Below are 15,404 nucleotides of genomic sequence, written 5' to 3' on the forward strand. Positions count from 1 at the left end.
ATTTATCGTTGTTATTTAAATTGAATTGGCAACTGAACAGAGGTTTTATCCCATCCAATCACCAGGTTTGCGCCATCTGCCTGAGGAACAAAAGTAATAGAGAAGTTCTCTACTACATTTTCCAGCGGTTTTACCGGTACATCAACCCTTACTTCATCTTTAGAAGCATCATAAGTATAAGCACCCCATCTGTCGGTCTGCTTATTCAAAATAATGGTCCAGTTGTCTTTATTTGGAATAGCAAACAAGCTATACGCTCCTGCCTTGATTTCTTTTTTGCCAATCATCACCGGTTTAAAGAAACGGATTTCCGTACTTTCGTTTGCACCCAGACGGTATACTTTTCCAAAAGGCTCCAGTGCACCGAAGATCTCCCGGCCCTTTTTTGCTGGTCTTGAATAAACCACCTTAATCACCGGACTAGAATTATCCCCCGCCTTCACCTTTGCCGCATTCAACGGATAATACACGATATCAGCCGGACTGGCATCAGGCGCTGAAAATTTGACATCCTGCGCATGCACAGATAACGCAAATAATGCCGAACAGAGAACAAGACTTAATCTTTTCATATGATAATCAATTAGTATGAACGTCCTTTTACAATTTTATTCAGGAATATAGCAGAGAAAATGAACCCGATCAGACCACCCAAAAGGGAATAGCCAAAACTACCGGAAATAATAGCACCGGTCACAATTCCAAAAAACAGGCCCAAAACATAATAAACCCAGTCAAAATTTGCTTTATTTTCTTCTTTAGTCATCTTATTAAATTCTTATGCCTCAAAGGTATTGATTTATTTTAAAATTGGAACACCCGAAAGCCCCGGTAATTTATTTATCGTAACAAATTGATATCCCTTGTGTTTCAATGCCGTGATGAGTTGGCCTAGTTTGTTGTAAAATTTGTCCTTTCTTCTCGGATCCGTTCCTATATGCAGCAATAAAATGAATCCGTTCAAGTCATTTGAAGCCTCATAATTTAGAATAGAATCGTATATTTCTTTACTGCTTCTGTAACGGGAGCCCATTTCAGGCCAGGTGTAATCGGCATTAGACCTGGTCCCCGGAGTAAAATTAACAAGGGACAATCCTTCGTCTCCGGCCCATTTGGCAATCTTCTTATTGTACCATTCATAAGGTGGGAGAAAAAACTTTGGTTTTTCTATCCCAAACACGGCCATTGCTTTGTAATTCTCTCCCAGATCCCGTGTAAAAGTCTCTTTGCTCACCAATAAACTGTCCCTGTTTTTCCAGTCGCAATATAAAAGATGCTGATCAGAATGGGGGCCCATTAAATTCCCGTTCTTTTTTAACTTTACAATCAAACGTTCATACTTCGGATTTCTATAAAAACGTCCTGTCAAAAAGAAAGAAGCCTTAATGCCTTGCTGTTGCAGGGTCTCACCAATGGTCTGGCCGCCATCTGCAAATTCATCTCCTGTAAAAACCAAGGCGATCTTTTTCGCCGATCTGTCTCCCCACACCACTGCTCCTTCCTCCATTACTCGTTTCACAACGGAATTCTCCCTGCTGTCAAAAGCCGCCAGGAGGTAAACCATAGAAGCTGTTCCATCCATGGTCGGTTCATTGCTGCTGTAGTCCCCGTAATCATCATGATAAACAACCAGGTCGGATTGAAATTCTTCATACTCATCCGGCTCGTATAACTTAATACCGATAAGATTCTTATATAAACTACCATACACAGGTCCATCCACTAAGCCCCCGTCTACCGGATAATGATTCAAATGTGTAAAAGCGGAATGAGGATCCTGAGGGCTATCTGCCCATTGCGGCAATCCGGAAACGAAACTTGTCCCCCAGGGATTGCAACCAAAAAGCCAGTCAAAATTAGATTGACTGAGTTCCTCATAGGTTTTGTCTTCAGTAAGTGTATGGTATAAAAAGGCCTGTATGGTAAACGAGGCTGTTAAGTTATTAGAACACCAGATGAAAGGAATTCCACGATAAAAGACATTCAGCCTCGCTTTATTCCAAACTTTTTCAAGTCCTGTTCTGTAATTAAGAGCCATCTTTCTCCTTTCTTCCTTTTCAGCAGCCTTAGCCAGTTCATAATGTCCAAAATTATGGAAAGGATACCATTGATAATGCCTTGCCGTATCTGTTCCCATCCATGGAGTAACCGGCTCCTGCGCAGCATATGCCTCTGCAGCAGCTAAATAAGACGGGTCAAGGGTGTTTCCGTATAACTCTGCTGCTGCCAGCTCCATGTCGTCAGTCCAATTGTCTTCTTCGTAAAAATAAGGCGCGCGCATGGGGGCCGTCTGTTGTGTTCCCGGACGGGCCAGACCAAAAGCAAAAGCACTTAAAGCCTTATCGGCCAGCAAAGATGCATACTCCGGTTCTTTTTGCTTATAAATTTTGCTCCCAAGTGCAAATGCGCTACTAAATTTCCCGGCAACAGAAGCAGCACCAGTAGCACGATTCTGAAATTTCCCCAACCCCTGTGGCTTACCATTAGCAAAATAAACGGGCCGCTCTTTTCCCCTTCCGTAATCTGCATCGTCCTTTGTCGGCAGCCGCATTCCACTATGGTCACGGTCATCTGCAATCTGATTAAATAGCCAGTCTTTCTGAGGATGCATTTTAAGCAGCCACTTTAAACCCCAGTTCGCCTCATCCAATACATCGGCACGGCCATTTTTACCTTCCAGGCCATTATCTGCATATTGATCCCCAAAAACTCCTGGAAAATCCCTGTAAGCAGCCAGTAAATGATAGGTCGCATTTGCAGACGTTGTTGAATATTGCAGATAGTCGGACGCATCATGCCACCCCCCACTGACATCGACATGTGTACTATCGGGCATCGGTCCATACATGGTATATCCATCGTTTACGTGGCAGCTGTCTTTCAAATAGGGATTAAACCCACTTCTTTGCTGACGCATGTATTTTAAAACAAAATCAGCCATATGATTATAGACCTGCTCTCCAATGATCACTTCAGGAGAATAAACCCCTCCTGTCTTGATCAGGTATCTTCCCGGCTTTTCAAATACCGAAAAATCCAGCCTCGCCCCAGCTTGGAATGGACCATAACGGCCAAAAGCTTTAACAAAAGAAGATCTATAGGCTACTCTCCCTGTTTCTTTATCCACCAGTTCAAAGCTTTTTGGAACAATACTTCCCTTGGTTACCCATACAGCAACCTTCAAAGAATGAGTCTGATAGCCCAGAAGATTAATTCTGATCCAGCTTTTTGTTTCTGTTTCTTTTGGCTTAAGAATTGCGAAAGAAAATAACGGTACAACGAGCAATAGCAGCAAAAATCTTCTCATGTCTTTATCAGATTAAGTGATGAGCCTAAAAATACGAAACTTGTCAGATTTTGGTCAATTATCCTACACCAGATAAATAATCTACAAAATTAATCAATCGATTGATTAATTTTGTACCACAATATTAAAATGGAAAAAGTAGACACCAGGACCAGTATCTTAACCGCAGCAGAAAAATTATTTTCCGAACAGGGTTACGAAGGTACATCCACCCGACAGATCGCCAGAGAAGCGGGAGCCAATATGGCTATGATCAATTATTATTTTGGATCCAAAGACGGCGTGTTCACTGAAATCATGACCAACAGCATTAAAGAATTTAACATGCAGCTGATCAGTATCAATGAGGATAAGGTCTCCAGTATGGAAAAATTAAAAAAGGTTGTTAACCGTTATGTGTACAGGATATTGAACAATATTCCTTTTCACCGGATGATGCACCGTGAATTCCTATTGGCCCAAAGACCTGAAATCTTTTGCAGGATGAAAGACGCCATGGCCATAAACTTAAATATGATCGAAGGCATTATTAACGAAGGCATAAACAATGGCAGTTTCAAAAAAATAGATGTACGCATGCTGATCGCCACCATTACGGGAACCATCAGTAATGTGGCTGTATTTCCTTCAAAAATTACCGCTGGTTCAAAACTGGACATCAATATTCCCGAAGACAGGAAAATTTTAACAGAAAGACTGATCGTCTACCTAAATGATCTTATAACAACGTATTTAACACCCCAGAAATGATACACAAAACAATCAAATTAAGCGGGCTGGTTTTGCTGCTGCCAGGTTTGCTCTACGCTCAAAACATAAAAAAGCTAGGCCTGCAGGAGGCTGTACAGCTTGGTATAGAAAACAGCAAGAACCTGAAACTCTCGCAAAACAAAATTGACGAAGCCAATGCACAACTGAGCATCGTAAAAGATAATGCGCTCCCAACCGCAAAAGCCTCCTTCATGTACAATCATGCAGAGATCCCAACCAATAAACTATCCCTTGCTGGTGCAGATCCCCTTACTTTACCTAAGCGTGCAGATGCTTTCGTAGGAACAGCGGCTGTAGAAGAATTGGTGTATGGTGGAGGAAAATTAAAATATGCACAGGAAACCACCCGTTTACTGACACAGGTAGCTTTACTTGATGCAGACAAGAATAAAGACGAGGTGAGTTATGCCGTGATTAATACCTATTATGCCCTGTTCAAAGTGATGCAGAGCAAAAAAGTAATTGCCCAGAACCTGGAGTCCATTGCCAGTCAATTGAAACAGGCACAACGCTTTTTTGAACAAGGTATTGTGACCAAAAACGATGTACTTCGCTTTCAACTGCAACAAGCCAATGTTTCTTTAACTGATCTGGAAGCAGAAAGCAACCGGAAAATTATCAATTACGATCTGGACATCCTTTTAGGTTTACCTGAAAATACAGAGATCGAAATCACAGAGCCGGCGAACGATCTTAAAATCATAGATCCAGTAAGCACTTATATCGATATGGCGATGGCCAACAGGCAGGAGCTTAAACAGCTGGAAATCCAGGACAAAGTAGCCGGAGTGAACATCAAATCGGTAAAGGCCAATACCCTTCCTACTGTTGGAGTTGGAGCCAACCTATATTACATCAATCCAAACGGAGGCTTTATACCCTCCACAAATGAGTATCTGATGCCTGTTACTGTAGGTGCAACTGTATCCTGGAACTTTGGAAACTTATGGACCAATAAACATAAAGTAAGTGAATCTAAAGTACAGCAAAAAGGAATTTTAATCCAGAAGGACATCCTTTCAGACCAGGTAAAAACAGAGATCAACTCTAATTATCAGAAATATGCCCTGGCCATCAGCAAAATCAAAGTTCTGCAAACCTCTATTGAACAGGCTACAGAAAACGACAAATTATTGGCCTCTAAATATAAAAACAATGTGGCCTCTGCAATAGACAGAATTGACGCAGAGACCCTTTTATACCAAAGTAAAATCAATCTGGAACTGGCTAAAGCCGATGCCGGACTTGCTTATTACACTTTATTAAAATCAACAGGAAAAATTTCTCAACAATAAGACAAACAGCGATGACAACTGAAACAAAAAAGAAAAGTAAAGTAGTTCCTATCATATTAGGTGTACTTGTAATTATAGGTGCCGTTTTTGGCACCATGGAATATATCTATTACAGCAAACACGTAGATACAGATGATGCGCAGATCGACGGTGACATCAGCCCTGTTGTATCACGTGTTGGTGGTTATGTAAAAGACATCCTGTTTGAAGAGAATACCCGTGTAACAGAAGGACAAGTACTGGTGAAACTCGATGACAGTGACTTCAAAGTTAAACTGGAACAGGCAGAAGCCGGACAAAAAGGCGCCAGTGCTGGTGTAAATGTATCCCAGTCAGAAATTGCCGCTACTGCTGCCAATACCAATACAGCAAGAGCAAACATTGAAGCCGCAAAGGTAAAATTAAATTTAGCGCAGAAAGATTACGACCGTTACGCCAATCTGGTAAAAGATGGTTCCATCACCCAGCAACAGTTCGACCAGGCCAAGGCACAAAAAGAGTCTGCACAAGTTGCCTTTACTGCTGCTAACGATCAATACAACGCTGCCGTTAAACAAGTCAGCACGACACAATCACAGCTTGCTGTAAGCCATACAGGCGTTACCCAGCACCAAAGCGATGTAGACTTTGCAAAACTGCAATTATCCTATACCGAAATTAAGGCCCCTGCCACAGGAATTGTTTCCAAAAAGAATGTACAGAAAGGCCAGCTGGTACAAGCCGGTCAGTCTTTGTTCTCTATTGTAAATGACAACAGCCTGTATGTAACCGCAAACTTTAAAGAGACTCAGCTTGAAAATATCCACTCCGGTCTTAAAGTAAAAGTCGATGTTGATGCGTATCCAGATGAAGATATTCAGGGTGAAGTTTATAACTTCTCGCCGATCACCGGCGCAAAAGGCTCTTTATTGCCTCCTGATAACGCAACTGGTAACTTCGTTAAAGTGGTTCAGCGTATTCCTGTAAAAATTAAAATCACTAAAGCCTCTAAAGCCATGATGGAAAAATTACGTCCTGGTATGAGTGTCAAAGTTTCTGTTTCTATTAAAGACTAAAAAATGGCCGAGCAAGGTTTAAAAAAGTGGATCATTACCTTCACGGTGATCACAGCTTCTCTTCTGGAGCTGATTGATACCACCATCGTGAACGTAGCGCTGCCACAGATACAGGGTAACCTGGGCGCAACCCTCGAGGATGTAGCCTGGCTATCTACTGGTTACGCCGTAGCAAACGTTATCGTCCTCCCTATGTCGGGGTGGCTCGGTAGCCGCTTCGGCCGAAAAAATTATTTCCTGACTTCCATCATCCTGTTTACCATCGCATCTTTCCTTTGCGGAAATGCAACATCTCTGGGAGAATTGGTCATGTTCAGAATCCTTCAGGGGATCGCCGGTGGGGGTCTGATCTCTACCGCACAAGCCATTCTAATTGAGACCTGGCCGCGAGAGGATATTGGTATTGCAACGGCATTATTTGGTTTAGGCGCTGTTGTTGGACCAACTGTAGGACCAACAATTGGTGGTTATATTTTAGATATCAGTTCATGGCCCTGGATATTTTACGTAAATATTCCAGTCGGGATTCTCGCAGCCTACTGTACCTACACCTATATAAAGAAGACGCCAAGAGATGGCCAGGGCCAACCAGTAGACTGGTGGGGTATTGCACTTCTGGCCATAGCAGTAGGTAGTCTTCAAACCGTATTGGAAAAAGGAGAAAGTGAAGATTGGTTTTCAACACCTTATATCACGGTATTGGCTGTAACCTCCGTTTTTGGGCTCTTATTGTTCATCTGGAGAGAAATGTCTACAGACCATCCGATTGTGAATTTCAAGATCATGAGGCACAGAAGCTTCTCTATAGGAATGTTTACCTCCTTTATCCTTGGCTTTGGCTTGTACGGGTCTGTGTTCGTGTTCCCGGTGTTCTGCCAGAACCTACTGGGTTTTTCTCCTCTGCAAACGGGGGAATTACTTTTTCCAGGCGGCTTGTGTACCATCATTATGATGCCATTTATTGGGATTTTCCTAAAAAAAGGGATTCCCGCCCAATTTATGGCCTCCATGGGGATGTTCCTCTTCTTCGTTTTTTGCAGCATGTTGAGCAAATCTACACTGGCCTCTGGAACCAGCGACTTCTTCCTTCCTTTAATCATCAGAGGAATTGGAATGGCCCTGCTGTTTGTTCCCTTAACAACACTGGCTATACAAGATTTGAAAGGTGCAGAAGTCGGTCAAGGTTCCGGATTAAATAATATGATGAGACAATTGGGAGGATCTTTCGGGATTGCGGCCTTAACAACCCTTATTCATACCCGTCAGGGCTTTCACCGCAGCAATTTGCTCGCCAACATCAATGATTATAATCCGGCTTTTACCGCCAGGTTCAATGCCTATATCAATAATTTCATTGCCAAAGGCTATAATTTGCTGGATGCCAAATCCATGGCCGCAAAAGCTATTGATGGTACAGTTACCAAACAAGCCTTGCTCCTCACGTACAGTGATGCGTACTGGGTTGTTGGACTGATCCTTTTATGCTCCATTCCATTGGTCTTCTTACAGAAGTTCAAGAAAAATGTGGAGATTCCTGCAGACGTACATTAAAATAAAAAGCCGTTAAGAAAACTTAACGGCTTTTTTATCCCAAAAAATTAACAATTAAAGCCTGCAGTCACATCTGATGCAATCAAAGCAGACACATACGTTTAAAAGATTTAATTTAACCTTTAATAGAAGCAAGTTAATTTATTTTTACATCAGTACAAAATTGTTTTTTCGAGTTATTTTAAGTTTTTCCAAATAATATTTTGTCAGCATACCCCGTATGTGAATCATTTTTGCTAGATTAAGCGCGAAAAAAATAGCCGTTAATCATGATGCAGAAACAAAAAGCTACAGGACAAAAAGAATCCATCTTTAACAACGAAGTTGTATCGAGGTTCGAACTGTACAATAGCTTATTCCTAACCCTTCCATTTTACAAAGTAAAAGACACCGGCACCCTTCTTCCGCTTTTTATTAAGCATTGTGAAGACGGCGTAAAAGCCCGGGAAAATTCAGGACAAATCATCAGGAGCTTTTTTGATAAGTACACCCAAAACAACAGCGAAAAGGATGTAATAGATCTTTTGTTCCGGTTTATCCAGTACATTGAACGTCAGGTCGTTCTTTTTGACGCCGTAGAGGATGCCTCCTTTAACAAGCTCAACACCATGGACGATCAAAGCTCTCTTCATTCTTATCTGTCCAAGGGTGTAGACAATGAGGTTCTGAGCCATAAAATAGAGAAGCTGATTGAGGAATTTTCCCTGAGACTGGTATTAACCGCACACCCTACTCAATTTTACCCTGGCAGTGTTTTGTCGATCATTACAGACCTGACCTCCGCCATTAAGATAAATGATGTATTGAGCATCAATCAGCTTTTACAGCAACTGGGAAAGACGCCTTTCTTCAACAAAAAATCCCCTACCCCGGTTGACGAGGCCTTAAGCCTTGCCTGGTATATGGAAAACGTCTTTTATTTTGCCGCTGCGCAGATCCAGTCGGAAGTAGATCAGAGTCTAAATGAATTTCAGCTGGAATCCAAAAAGATCATTGAACTTGGCTTCTGGCCAGGCGGTGACCGCGACGGAAACCCAAATGTACATGCCCAGGATACCATACAAGTAGCCAAAATGCTTCGTCAGATCTTATTCCGTTGCTATTACAGAGATTTCAGGAACCTGAAACGCCGCATTACCTTTAGGGGTGTCGAAGATACCATCGCCGTGGTACAGGAAGTTTTATATGAGAATGCATTTGACAACAATATAGAAGCTAAAAACATCGCTGCAGAACTCCAGTCTCACCTGAACAACATCAAAATGACCCTCATCAAAGACCATGATGGCTTGTTTGTAGACCTAGTAGATGATCTAATCCGAAAGGTAAATCTTTATGGCTGCCATTTTGCATCGCTTGATATCCGTCAGGACAGCCGTGTACTGCGGGATGTACATGCTTTCTGTCGTCAAAGCAAACCCATCATTTCCATGTTCCCGGAAGATTATCAAGACTTATCTGAAGCTGAAAAGATCAAAGTTCTGTCTTTTAAAAGCGCAAAGGTGATTTATCCCCAGCAGTCTGATGAACTGATCAACGACACCCTTCAAACCATTTCCGAGATCCGGGAAATCCAGAACAGCAATGGAGAACTGGCCTGTCACCGTTTCATCATCAGCAATTGCCAGCAAGCCAGCGACATCCTTCAACTGGTCGAACTGTTCCTTTGGAACGGCTGGAATGAAGAAAACCTGACTATAGATTTTGTTCCGTTATTTGAAACAGTAAATGACCTGGAAGGAGCTTCAGAAATCATGGAGACCCTGTATACCCACCCATTCTACAGAAAACACCTGGAAAAAAGAGGCAATAAACAAGACATCATGCTGGGCTTCTCAGACAGCACCAAGGATGGCGGCTATTTAATGGCCAACTGGTCCATTTTTAACGCCAAGGTAGCCCTGACCAAAACCTCAGATGACCACAACATTAAACTGGCCTTTTTTGACGGCAGAGGCGGTCCGCCGGCAAGAGGAGGAGGTAAAACCCACCGTTTCTATGCTTCCATGGGTAAAGAAATTGCCAATAAAAACATTCAGCTGACCATACAGGGGCAAACCATTAGCTCACAATATGGCTCTATAGACAGTGCAGAATTTAATATCGCTCAGCTGATCAATGCTGGTATTTCCGCAGGGATTAGGGAAAAGCACAACATCCTGCTCGATCCTATACACAAAGACATTCTGGATGTGATGGCCAATGAAAGCTACGAGGCTTTTGTTGCCCTGCGCAACCATCCATTGTTTTTGCGCTATCTTGAAAAATTCTCTCCGCTTACGCTGTTGTCCAAGATCAACATCAGCAGCCGGCCGGTAAAGAGAAACTCCGGAGGGCCTCTAAAGCTCGAAGACCTGCGGGCCATCAGCTTTGTAACCGCATGGAGCCAGCTCAAACAAAACATACCTGGTTTTTACGGAATAGGTACCGCATTAAAAAGCCAGGAAGAAAACGGCAACTGGGAAAATGTACACCAAACCTATCACCAGTCTGGTTATTTCAAAACCATTATTGACAACTGTATGATGTCAATGAGCAAATCTGATTTTGCCATTACCGCACATTTCGCAAATGATCAGGAATTTGGTGCATTCTGGAAAACCCTGCACGATGAATTTGAGCTTTCTAAAGCCATGCTTTTAAAATTATCAGACCACAGTGTTCTGATGGAAAATTATCCTGTTGAGCGGCGTTCTATTGCCGTTAGAGAGAAAATTGTCTTGCCCTTGGTACTGATCCAGCATTATGCTCTGGGACATCTCGGCAACGAAGACCTTGCAGAAGAGAAGCGCCAAGCTTATGAAAAACTGGCCATCAGGACCGTTTATGGTATCGTTAATGCCGGACGGAACCTTGCATAAAGCAATATAAAGCCATAAAAAAAGCGAAGCAATAGCTTCGCTTTTTATATATATATACAGATCTTAGTAAATGATCTTTCCTGTAGAGGTTACAATGGATGCAATCCTCACCGCGTCAAAAATCCTTTCTTCAGTAGCACCCAATCCAAGAATAGATTTCTCATGGGCATTCACACACATTTCGCAACCATTTACTGCAGAAACGGCAATGCTCATCAACTCAAAGAATTCTTTACCCGTTACCGGACTGCTCATCAATTGCATCCTTACCCTGGCCGGAATCTGTGTATACTTCTCTTTTCCTGTAAAATGGCGGAAACGATAGAATACATTGTTCAGGGCCAGCAAAGAAGCACAACCTGCTGCTTCAGCAATTTCTTCTGCCGTCGCTTCTTTGGAAAGCGCCAGTTTTTCATAAAATTCTGTTAAAACCTTATTATTGTTATTGATAGCAATACTTAAAGCCACTAAAGCACATTCTTTTTCCGTTAAATGATTAGAAGTAAACGTACTTGTAAAGTTTAATTTAAGATCGCGGGCATACCTGGAGTTCCCTTTTTCTAAAAGATACAGGCTCTCATTTCTGTAATCTGCTTCAAGGCCTACAACAGCCAGTATTTCCTGGATAGTTTCTGTGATTTCACTCATGGTCATTCAAATATTACGGTAAAAAAAATCCCTGCAAAAATGCATTTACAGGGATAATTAGATTAAAAAGGAAGCTTATGCACTTAAAGTTTCCTGACCTTTTTCCCAGTTACAAGGGCAAAGTTCGTCAGTTTGCAAAGCATCCAGTACTCTGATCACTTCTTTTACGTTACGCCCAACGCTTAAGTCGTTTACACTTACCCAACGTACGATACCCTGAGGATCGATAATAAAAGTTGCACGGTAAGCAATTTTCTCATTCGGTTCTAAAATGTCCAAAGCTTCAGCTAAAGATTTAGAAGTATCCGCCAGCATAGGGAATTTTAAGCCACGTAAATCATCATGGTTATTTCTCCAGGCCAGGTGAACAAATTCAGAATCTGTTGATGCGCCGATCAGTTTAGTATCACGGTCGCGGAATTCGCTGTAGTTGTTGTTAAATTCAGCGATCTCTGTAGGGCAAACAAAAGTAAAATCTTTTGGCCACCAGAACAGGCAAGTCCATTCGTTGTTATCGTTAATTAAAGAATCAGAAGTGATTGTTTCAAACTCTTTACCTTTCTCTAAACTTACAACGGCTGTTTTGGAAAATGATGGAAATTGTTGACCTATGTTTATCATAATTTTATGTTTTTTTTCTTGGTGCAAAGGTACGGCTATCCCAGAGAATTACCAACCATCCCTATGTAATTATACATACTAAATCTCGATACACCCATAGACAAAAACTATATCAAATGCCATTGTAAGACCGAAAATTCATTCATTTCATTTTCTCTTCTGCTTTAGCACCGGGATTCTTCAGAATAAACTTTCCATTTTGTATATTTAAAATCCATCACGCTTAGCATACGAGTCATGACACACAGGTTCAACGCCATTTTTGACGCTCAGCAAAAAAACCAATATGCAGTCCGCCTAAGCACGGCCGCAGAACGGATACAAAAATTAAACGCCCTTAAAAATTGCATAGAAGCACATGAAAGTGACATCTATGAAGCCCTGCATACGGATCTTCGAAAAAACAAATTCGAATCTGCTGTTACTGAAGTCCTTTTCATCTATAGTGAAATAGACTTTGCCATTAAGAATCTCTATGGATGGATGAAGCCACAGCATGCGGCCAGGAACATCAGCAACCTGCTGGCAAAAAACAGGATCTACTTTGAACCCAAAGGCGTTTGCCTCATCATTGCTCCCTGGAATTATCCCTTTCAGCTTGTCATGAGCCCACTCATTTCCGCCATAGCTGCAGGAAATTGTGCTATGGTCAAGCCATCCGAATACAGTTCTGCCACCAGCGGCCTCCTGTTCCGCTTACTGGAAAAAACATTCGAAGAACAAGAAATCGCCTGTATTGAAGGAGATGTAACCGTTTCTACCAGCCTGTTAAAACTTCCCTTCGATCATATTTTCTTCACAGGCAGTACAGCCATTGGAAAAATTATTATGGAAGCTGCATCCAGGCACCTCAGTTCCGTTACCCTGGAACTTGGCGGCAAATCACCGGTTATTATCGATGAAACCACCAGCATACCAAAAGCAGCAGAAAAAATTGCCTGGGGAAAACTGATCAACGCCGGACAAACCTGTATAGCGCCGGATTATGCCCTGATCCATACCTCCAAAATGGAGGAATTTGTAGAGGCCTATAAAACGGCAGTAATGGAAATGTTCTTTGATAAAACAGACAAACGACTTGATTTCAAATCTTTCGCAAAAATCATCAACCAGAAACATTACGACCGGATCCAGAACCTGGTCAAAGAAGCGACAGACCGGGGAGCAAAAATCCTCTGGGGTGGCCCCTCCAATCTTCTGCACCAAACCATTCACCCGACCTTGATCGGACATTTACCTGAAAACTGTGCGATCATGGAAGAAGAGATCTTTGGCCCTATACTCCCTATCATCCCCTACAACAGCCTGGAAGAAGCGATTGGACTGATCAACCGAAAGAATAAACCCCTGGCACTGTATATTTTCAGCGAAGATCAATCGCATATCCGTCAAATCCTGAGAAACACCAGTTCGGGCGGCGCCTGTATCAACGACGTCCTTATTCACCTCTCCAACCCAAATCTCCCTTTTGGAGGTGTAAATCAAAGCGGAATGGGCAGCTCACATGGTTTCTTTGGTTTTAAAACCTTTTCCCACGAAAGAGCTGTTGTTTTTCAATCAGACATGAATGCAGCAAGTTTGGTTTACCCACCTTACAAAAAAAAGCAATGGATACTGCAGCTGCTCAAAAAACTCATATAAACCTTAACCAACCCGAACCGAGGTCATCGTCAAAGAACCTCCAACAGCTTTATCGTTGAACAAAAGTACAGGTTCATCATCTTGCTTTAAACCCAGTGTATACATCAGCGGAAGATAATGTTCAGGTGTTGGAATGGCCAGCATGGCATCTTTTCCCAAACTTTGATAATTCATCAAAGGCCGGTGCTCATTGGTCAGGATCAGCTCCTTAAACCGCTCGTTGATTTCCAGCGCCCAGTCGTAACCACCTCCATGGATCATCTCCCAGCTCATCATACGAAGGTTGTGCACCATATTCCCGCTGCCCAAAATCAAAACCCCTTTCTTTCTTAACTTGAATAATTCCGCTGCCAGTTCATAATGGAACCTGGCATCCCGGGTATAGTCTATGCTCAACTGCAAAACAGGAATCTGTGCCTGCGGATACATATGCTTCACTACGGTCCATGCTCCATGATCCAATCCCCATTCATGGTCCAGATGAACCTCTGTCCCTTTCACCATTGCCGCTGTTTCTGCGGCCAGTTCAGGGGTACCGGGTACTCCACATCAAACAAGGCCTTCGGAAAGCCGCCAAAATCATGTATGGTCGGTGGAAAATCCATCGCCGTTACAAAAGTTCCCCGGGTAAACCAATGCGCAGAAACCACCAGAACAGCATTAGGCTGCGGTATATCCTTTGCAACATCCACCCATTTGCGACTGAACTCATTGTCTTCTATTCCATTCATCGGAGAACCATGTCCAATAAAAAGAACCGGCATCGTATACCCCTGCTCCGGAAGGCTTGCTGTAAGTGTTTTTAAATCTGATAAGTTTGACATGTCGTCCTCCTTGTTGTACACAAATTTACCCCTTTATGTTTCCGGCGCAGTTGATGTATGGTAAGAAATTAAGGGGATTTAGCTAAATTAGCACAAAATTAACTTTCGTATGAAATACCTGTTTTCCATCTTCCTCTCCCTTTTTATCCTTTCTGCCCAGGCCAAGAAGCCTAAGCACCAATACATCAGGGTGTCCACGGAAATGGGCGAATGCATCATACAGCTTTACAATGAAACCCCGTTGCACCGTGACAATTTCACCAAACTCACTAAGGCTGGTTTTTACAACAATACCCTGTTTCACCGGGTCATCAAAGACTTCATGATCCAGGGTGGTGACCCGGACTCTAAAAAAGCAGAGGCGGGTAAATTGCTTGGTGAAGGCGATGTGGGTTATACCGTACCTGCGGAATTCAAGGACAGTCTGTTTCATAAAAAGGGTGTTCTGGCTGCCGCCAGAGACGATAACCCGCAGAAAGCTTCCAGTGGATGCCAGTTTTATATCGTACAAGGCAAAAAATTCACGGATGAACAGCTCAATACCCTGGAAACGAACCGCCTTCATTTCAAATTACCTCAATGGCAACGCGAAATCTACAAAACTACAGGCGGCACCCCTCATCTTGACCGTAATTATACCGCCTTTGGCGAAGTCGTACAAGGCATAGAACTGGTCGATCTGATTGCTGCCACTCCAACCGATTCGAACAACCGTCCATTAAAAGATATCAAAATGACCGTGACCCTGCTTAAAAAACGGGCAGCAAAAAAATTGGAAAAAATGCTGGCCAAACAGCAAAAAACACAGGAAAACGCATAAATACAGCCCC

General features: G+C 42.6%; 14 protein-coding genes. 7 read left to right on the forward strand and 7 right to left on the reverse strand.

All coding sequences use genetic code 11. The annotated features are described in order from the left end of the window. Positions 1-11: 11 nt before the first annotated feature. From R2S08_RS04675 to R2S08_RS04685, 3 genes are read right to left on the reverse strand one after another with little or no spacing between them, the layout of a single operon-like run. A complete protein-coding gene (locus R2S08_RS04675; protein ID WP_316834048.1) occupies positions 12-572 on the reverse strand; it encodes a DUF2911 domain-containing protein in 561 nt (186 codons plus the stop codon). Between the two features lie 11 nt (positions 573-583). Further along, on the reverse strand, positions 584-766 hold the full coding sequence (locus tag R2S08_RS04680; RefSeq protein WP_133779097.1) for a hypothetical protein: 183 nt from the start codon (positions 764-766) through the stop codon (positions 584-586). A gap of 33 nt (positions 767-799) precedes the next feature. Next, positions 800-3,307: a glycoside hydrolase family 9 protein gene (locus tag R2S08_RS04685; protein WP_316834049.1), complete on the reverse strand. Its 2,508-nt coding sequence runs from the start codon at positions 3,305-3,307 to the stop codon at positions 800-802. 129 nt (positions 3,308-3,436) lie between these two features. Here R2S08_RS04685 and R2S08_RS04690 point away from each other — a divergent pair, with 129 nt between their 5' ends. The 5 genes from R2S08_RS04690 to R2S08_RS04710 all read left to right on the forward strand — a co-directional run bounded on the left by R2S08_RS04690 (position 3,437) and on the right by R2S08_RS04710 (position 10,840). Continuing rightward, on the forward strand, positions 3,437-4,057 hold the full coding sequence (locus tag R2S08_RS04690) for a TetR/AcrR family transcriptional regulator (protein WP_316834050.1): 621 nt from the start codon (positions 3,437-3,439) through the stop codon (positions 4,055-4,057). Beyond that, complete coding sequence (locus R2S08_RS04695; RefSeq protein ID WP_316834051.1) at positions 4,054-5,373, forward strand: TolC family protein; 1,320 nt, start codon at positions 4,054-4,056, stop codon at positions 5,371-5,373. Before R2S08_RS04690 ends, R2S08_RS04695 begins: the two co-directional genes overlap by 4 nt. Positions 5,374-5,384: 11 nt before the next feature. Then, a complete protein-coding gene (locus R2S08_RS04700) occupies positions 5,385-6,428 on the forward strand; it encodes an HlyD family secretion protein (RefSeq protein ID WP_316834052.1) in 1,044 nt (347 codons plus the stop codon). 3 nt (positions 6,429-6,431) lie between these two features. After that, entirely contained in the window at positions 6,432-7,979 is a 1,548-nt protein-coding gene (locus R2S08_RS04705; RefSeq protein WP_316834053.1) for a DHA2 family efflux MFS transporter permease subunit, read from the forward strand. Positions 7,980-8,248: 269 nt separating this feature from the next. After that, entirely contained in the window at positions 8,249-10,840 is a 2,592-nt protein-coding gene (locus R2S08_RS04710) for a phosphoenolpyruvate carboxylase (protein ID WP_133779091.1), read from the forward strand. Between the two features lie 63 nt (positions 10,841-10,903). On the opposite strand, the gene R2S08_RS04715 is transcribed toward R2S08_RS04710, so the two are convergent. Further along, complete coding sequence (locus tag R2S08_RS04715; RefSeq protein WP_133779090.1) at positions 10,904-11,488, reverse strand: carboxymuconolactone decarboxylase family protein; 585 nt, start codon at positions 11,486-11,488, stop codon at positions 10,904-10,906. A 75-nt stretch (positions 11,489-11,563) separates the two neighbouring features. Further along, positions 11,564-12,109 carry a peroxiredoxin gene (locus R2S08_RS04720; RefSeq protein WP_133779089.1) on the reverse strand — a complete coding sequence of 182 codons (546 nt, stop codon included), beginning with the start codon at positions 12,107-12,109 and terminating at the stop codon, positions 11,564-11,566. A 237-nt stretch (positions 12,110-12,346) separates the two neighbouring features. On the opposite strand from R2S08_RS04720, the gene R2S08_RS04725 reads away from it, so the two are divergent. Continuing rightward, a complete protein-coding gene (locus tag R2S08_RS04725; RefSeq protein WP_316834054.1) occupies positions 12,347-13,750 on the forward strand; it encodes an aldehyde dehydrogenase family protein in 1,404 nt (467 codons plus the stop codon). A 3-nt stretch (positions 13,751-13,753) separates the two neighbouring features. Here R2S08_RS04725 and R2S08_RS04730 read toward each other — a convergent pair whose 3' ends face one another. Both R2S08_RS04730 and R2S08_RS04735 read right to left on the reverse strand, forming a co-directional pair. Then, the gene (locus R2S08_RS04730) at positions 13,754-14,254 is read right to left on the reverse strand and encodes a class III extradiol ring-cleavage dioxygenase (RefSeq protein WP_316834055.1); all 501 of its coding nucleotides are present in this window, start codon (positions 14,252-14,254) and stop codon (positions 13,754-13,756) included. Beyond that, positions 14,248-14,574: a class III extradiol ring-cleavage dioxygenase gene (locus R2S08_RS04735; RefSeq protein ID WP_316834056.1), complete on the reverse strand. Its 327-nt coding sequence runs from the start codon at positions 14,572-14,574 to the stop codon at positions 14,248-14,250. Before R2S08_RS04735 ends, R2S08_RS04730 begins: the two co-directional genes overlap by 7 nt. 109 nt (positions 14,575-14,683) lie before the next feature. Between R2S08_RS04735 and R2S08_RS04740 the strand changes: the two genes are divergently transcribed. Next, the gene (locus R2S08_RS04740) at positions 14,684-15,394 is read left to right on the forward strand and encodes a peptidylprolyl isomerase (protein ID WP_316834057.1); all 711 of its coding nucleotides are present in this window, start codon (positions 14,684-14,686) and stop codon (positions 15,392-15,394) included. Positions 15,395-15,404 lie beyond the last annotated feature (10 nt).

This window comes from Pedobacter nutrimenti (assembly GCF_032678445.1).
GTDB classification, from domain to species: domain Bacteria; phylum Bacteroidota; class Bacteroidia; order Sphingobacteriales; family Sphingobacteriaceae; genus Pedobacter; species Pedobacter nutrimenti_A.

Excerpts from the sequence above, each read along its gene's own strand:
- R2S08_RS04730 (WP_316834055.1), bottom strand. The coding sequence starts at position 14,254 with ATGGTGAAAGGGACAGAGGTTCATCTGGACCATGAATGGGGATTGGAT.
- R2S08_RS04685 (WP_316834049.1), bottom strand. The coding sequence starts at position 3,307 with ATGAGAAGATTTTTGCTGCTATTGCTCGTTGTACCGTTATTTTCTTTC.
- R2S08_RS04680 (WP_133779097.1), bottom strand. The coding sequence starts at position 766 with ATGACTAAAGAAGAAAATAAAGCAAATTTTGACTGGGTTTATTATGTT.
- R2S08_RS04710 (WP_133779091.1), top strand. The coding sequence starts at position 8,249 with ATGATGCAGAAACAAAAAGCTACAGGACAAAAAGAATCCATCTTTAAC.
- R2S08_RS04720 (WP_133779089.1), bottom strand. The coding sequence starts at position 12,109 with ATGATAAACATAGGTCAACAATTTCCATCATTTTCCAAAACAGCCGTT.
- R2S08_RS04715 (WP_133779090.1), bottom strand. The coding sequence starts at position 11,488 with ATGAGTGAAATCACAGAAACTATCCAGGAAATACTGGCTGTTGTAGGC.
- R2S08_RS04695 (WP_316834051.1), top strand. The coding sequence starts at position 4,054 with ATGATACACAAAACAATCAAATTAAGCGGGCTGGTTTTGCTGCTGCCA.
- R2S08_RS04690 (WP_316834050.1), top strand. The coding sequence starts at position 3,437 with ATGGAAAAAGTAGACACCAGGACCAGTATCTTAACCGCAGCAGAAAAA.
- R2S08_RS04700 (WP_316834052.1), top strand. The coding sequence starts at position 5,385 with ATGACAACTGAAACAAAAAAGAAAAGTAAAGTAGTTCCTATCATATTA.
- R2S08_RS04740 (WP_316834057.1), top strand. The coding sequence starts at position 14,684 with ATGAAATACCTGTTTTCCATCTTCCTCTCCCTTTTTATCCTTTCTGCC.
- R2S08_RS04735 (WP_316834056.1), bottom strand. The coding sequence starts at position 14,574 with ATGTCAAACTTATCAGATTTAAAAACACTTACAGCAAGCCTTCCGGAG.
- R2S08_RS04725 (WP_316834054.1), top strand. The coding sequence starts at position 12,347 with ATGACACACAGGTTCAACGCCATTTTTGACGCTCAGCAAAAAAACCAA.
- R2S08_RS04705 (WP_316834053.1), top strand. The coding sequence starts at position 6,432 with ATGGCCGAGCAAGGTTTAAAAAAGTGGATCATTACCTTCACGGTGATC.
- R2S08_RS04675 (WP_316834048.1), bottom strand. The coding sequence starts at position 572 with ATGAAAAGATTAAGTCTTGTTCTCTGTTCGGCATTATTTGCGTTATCT.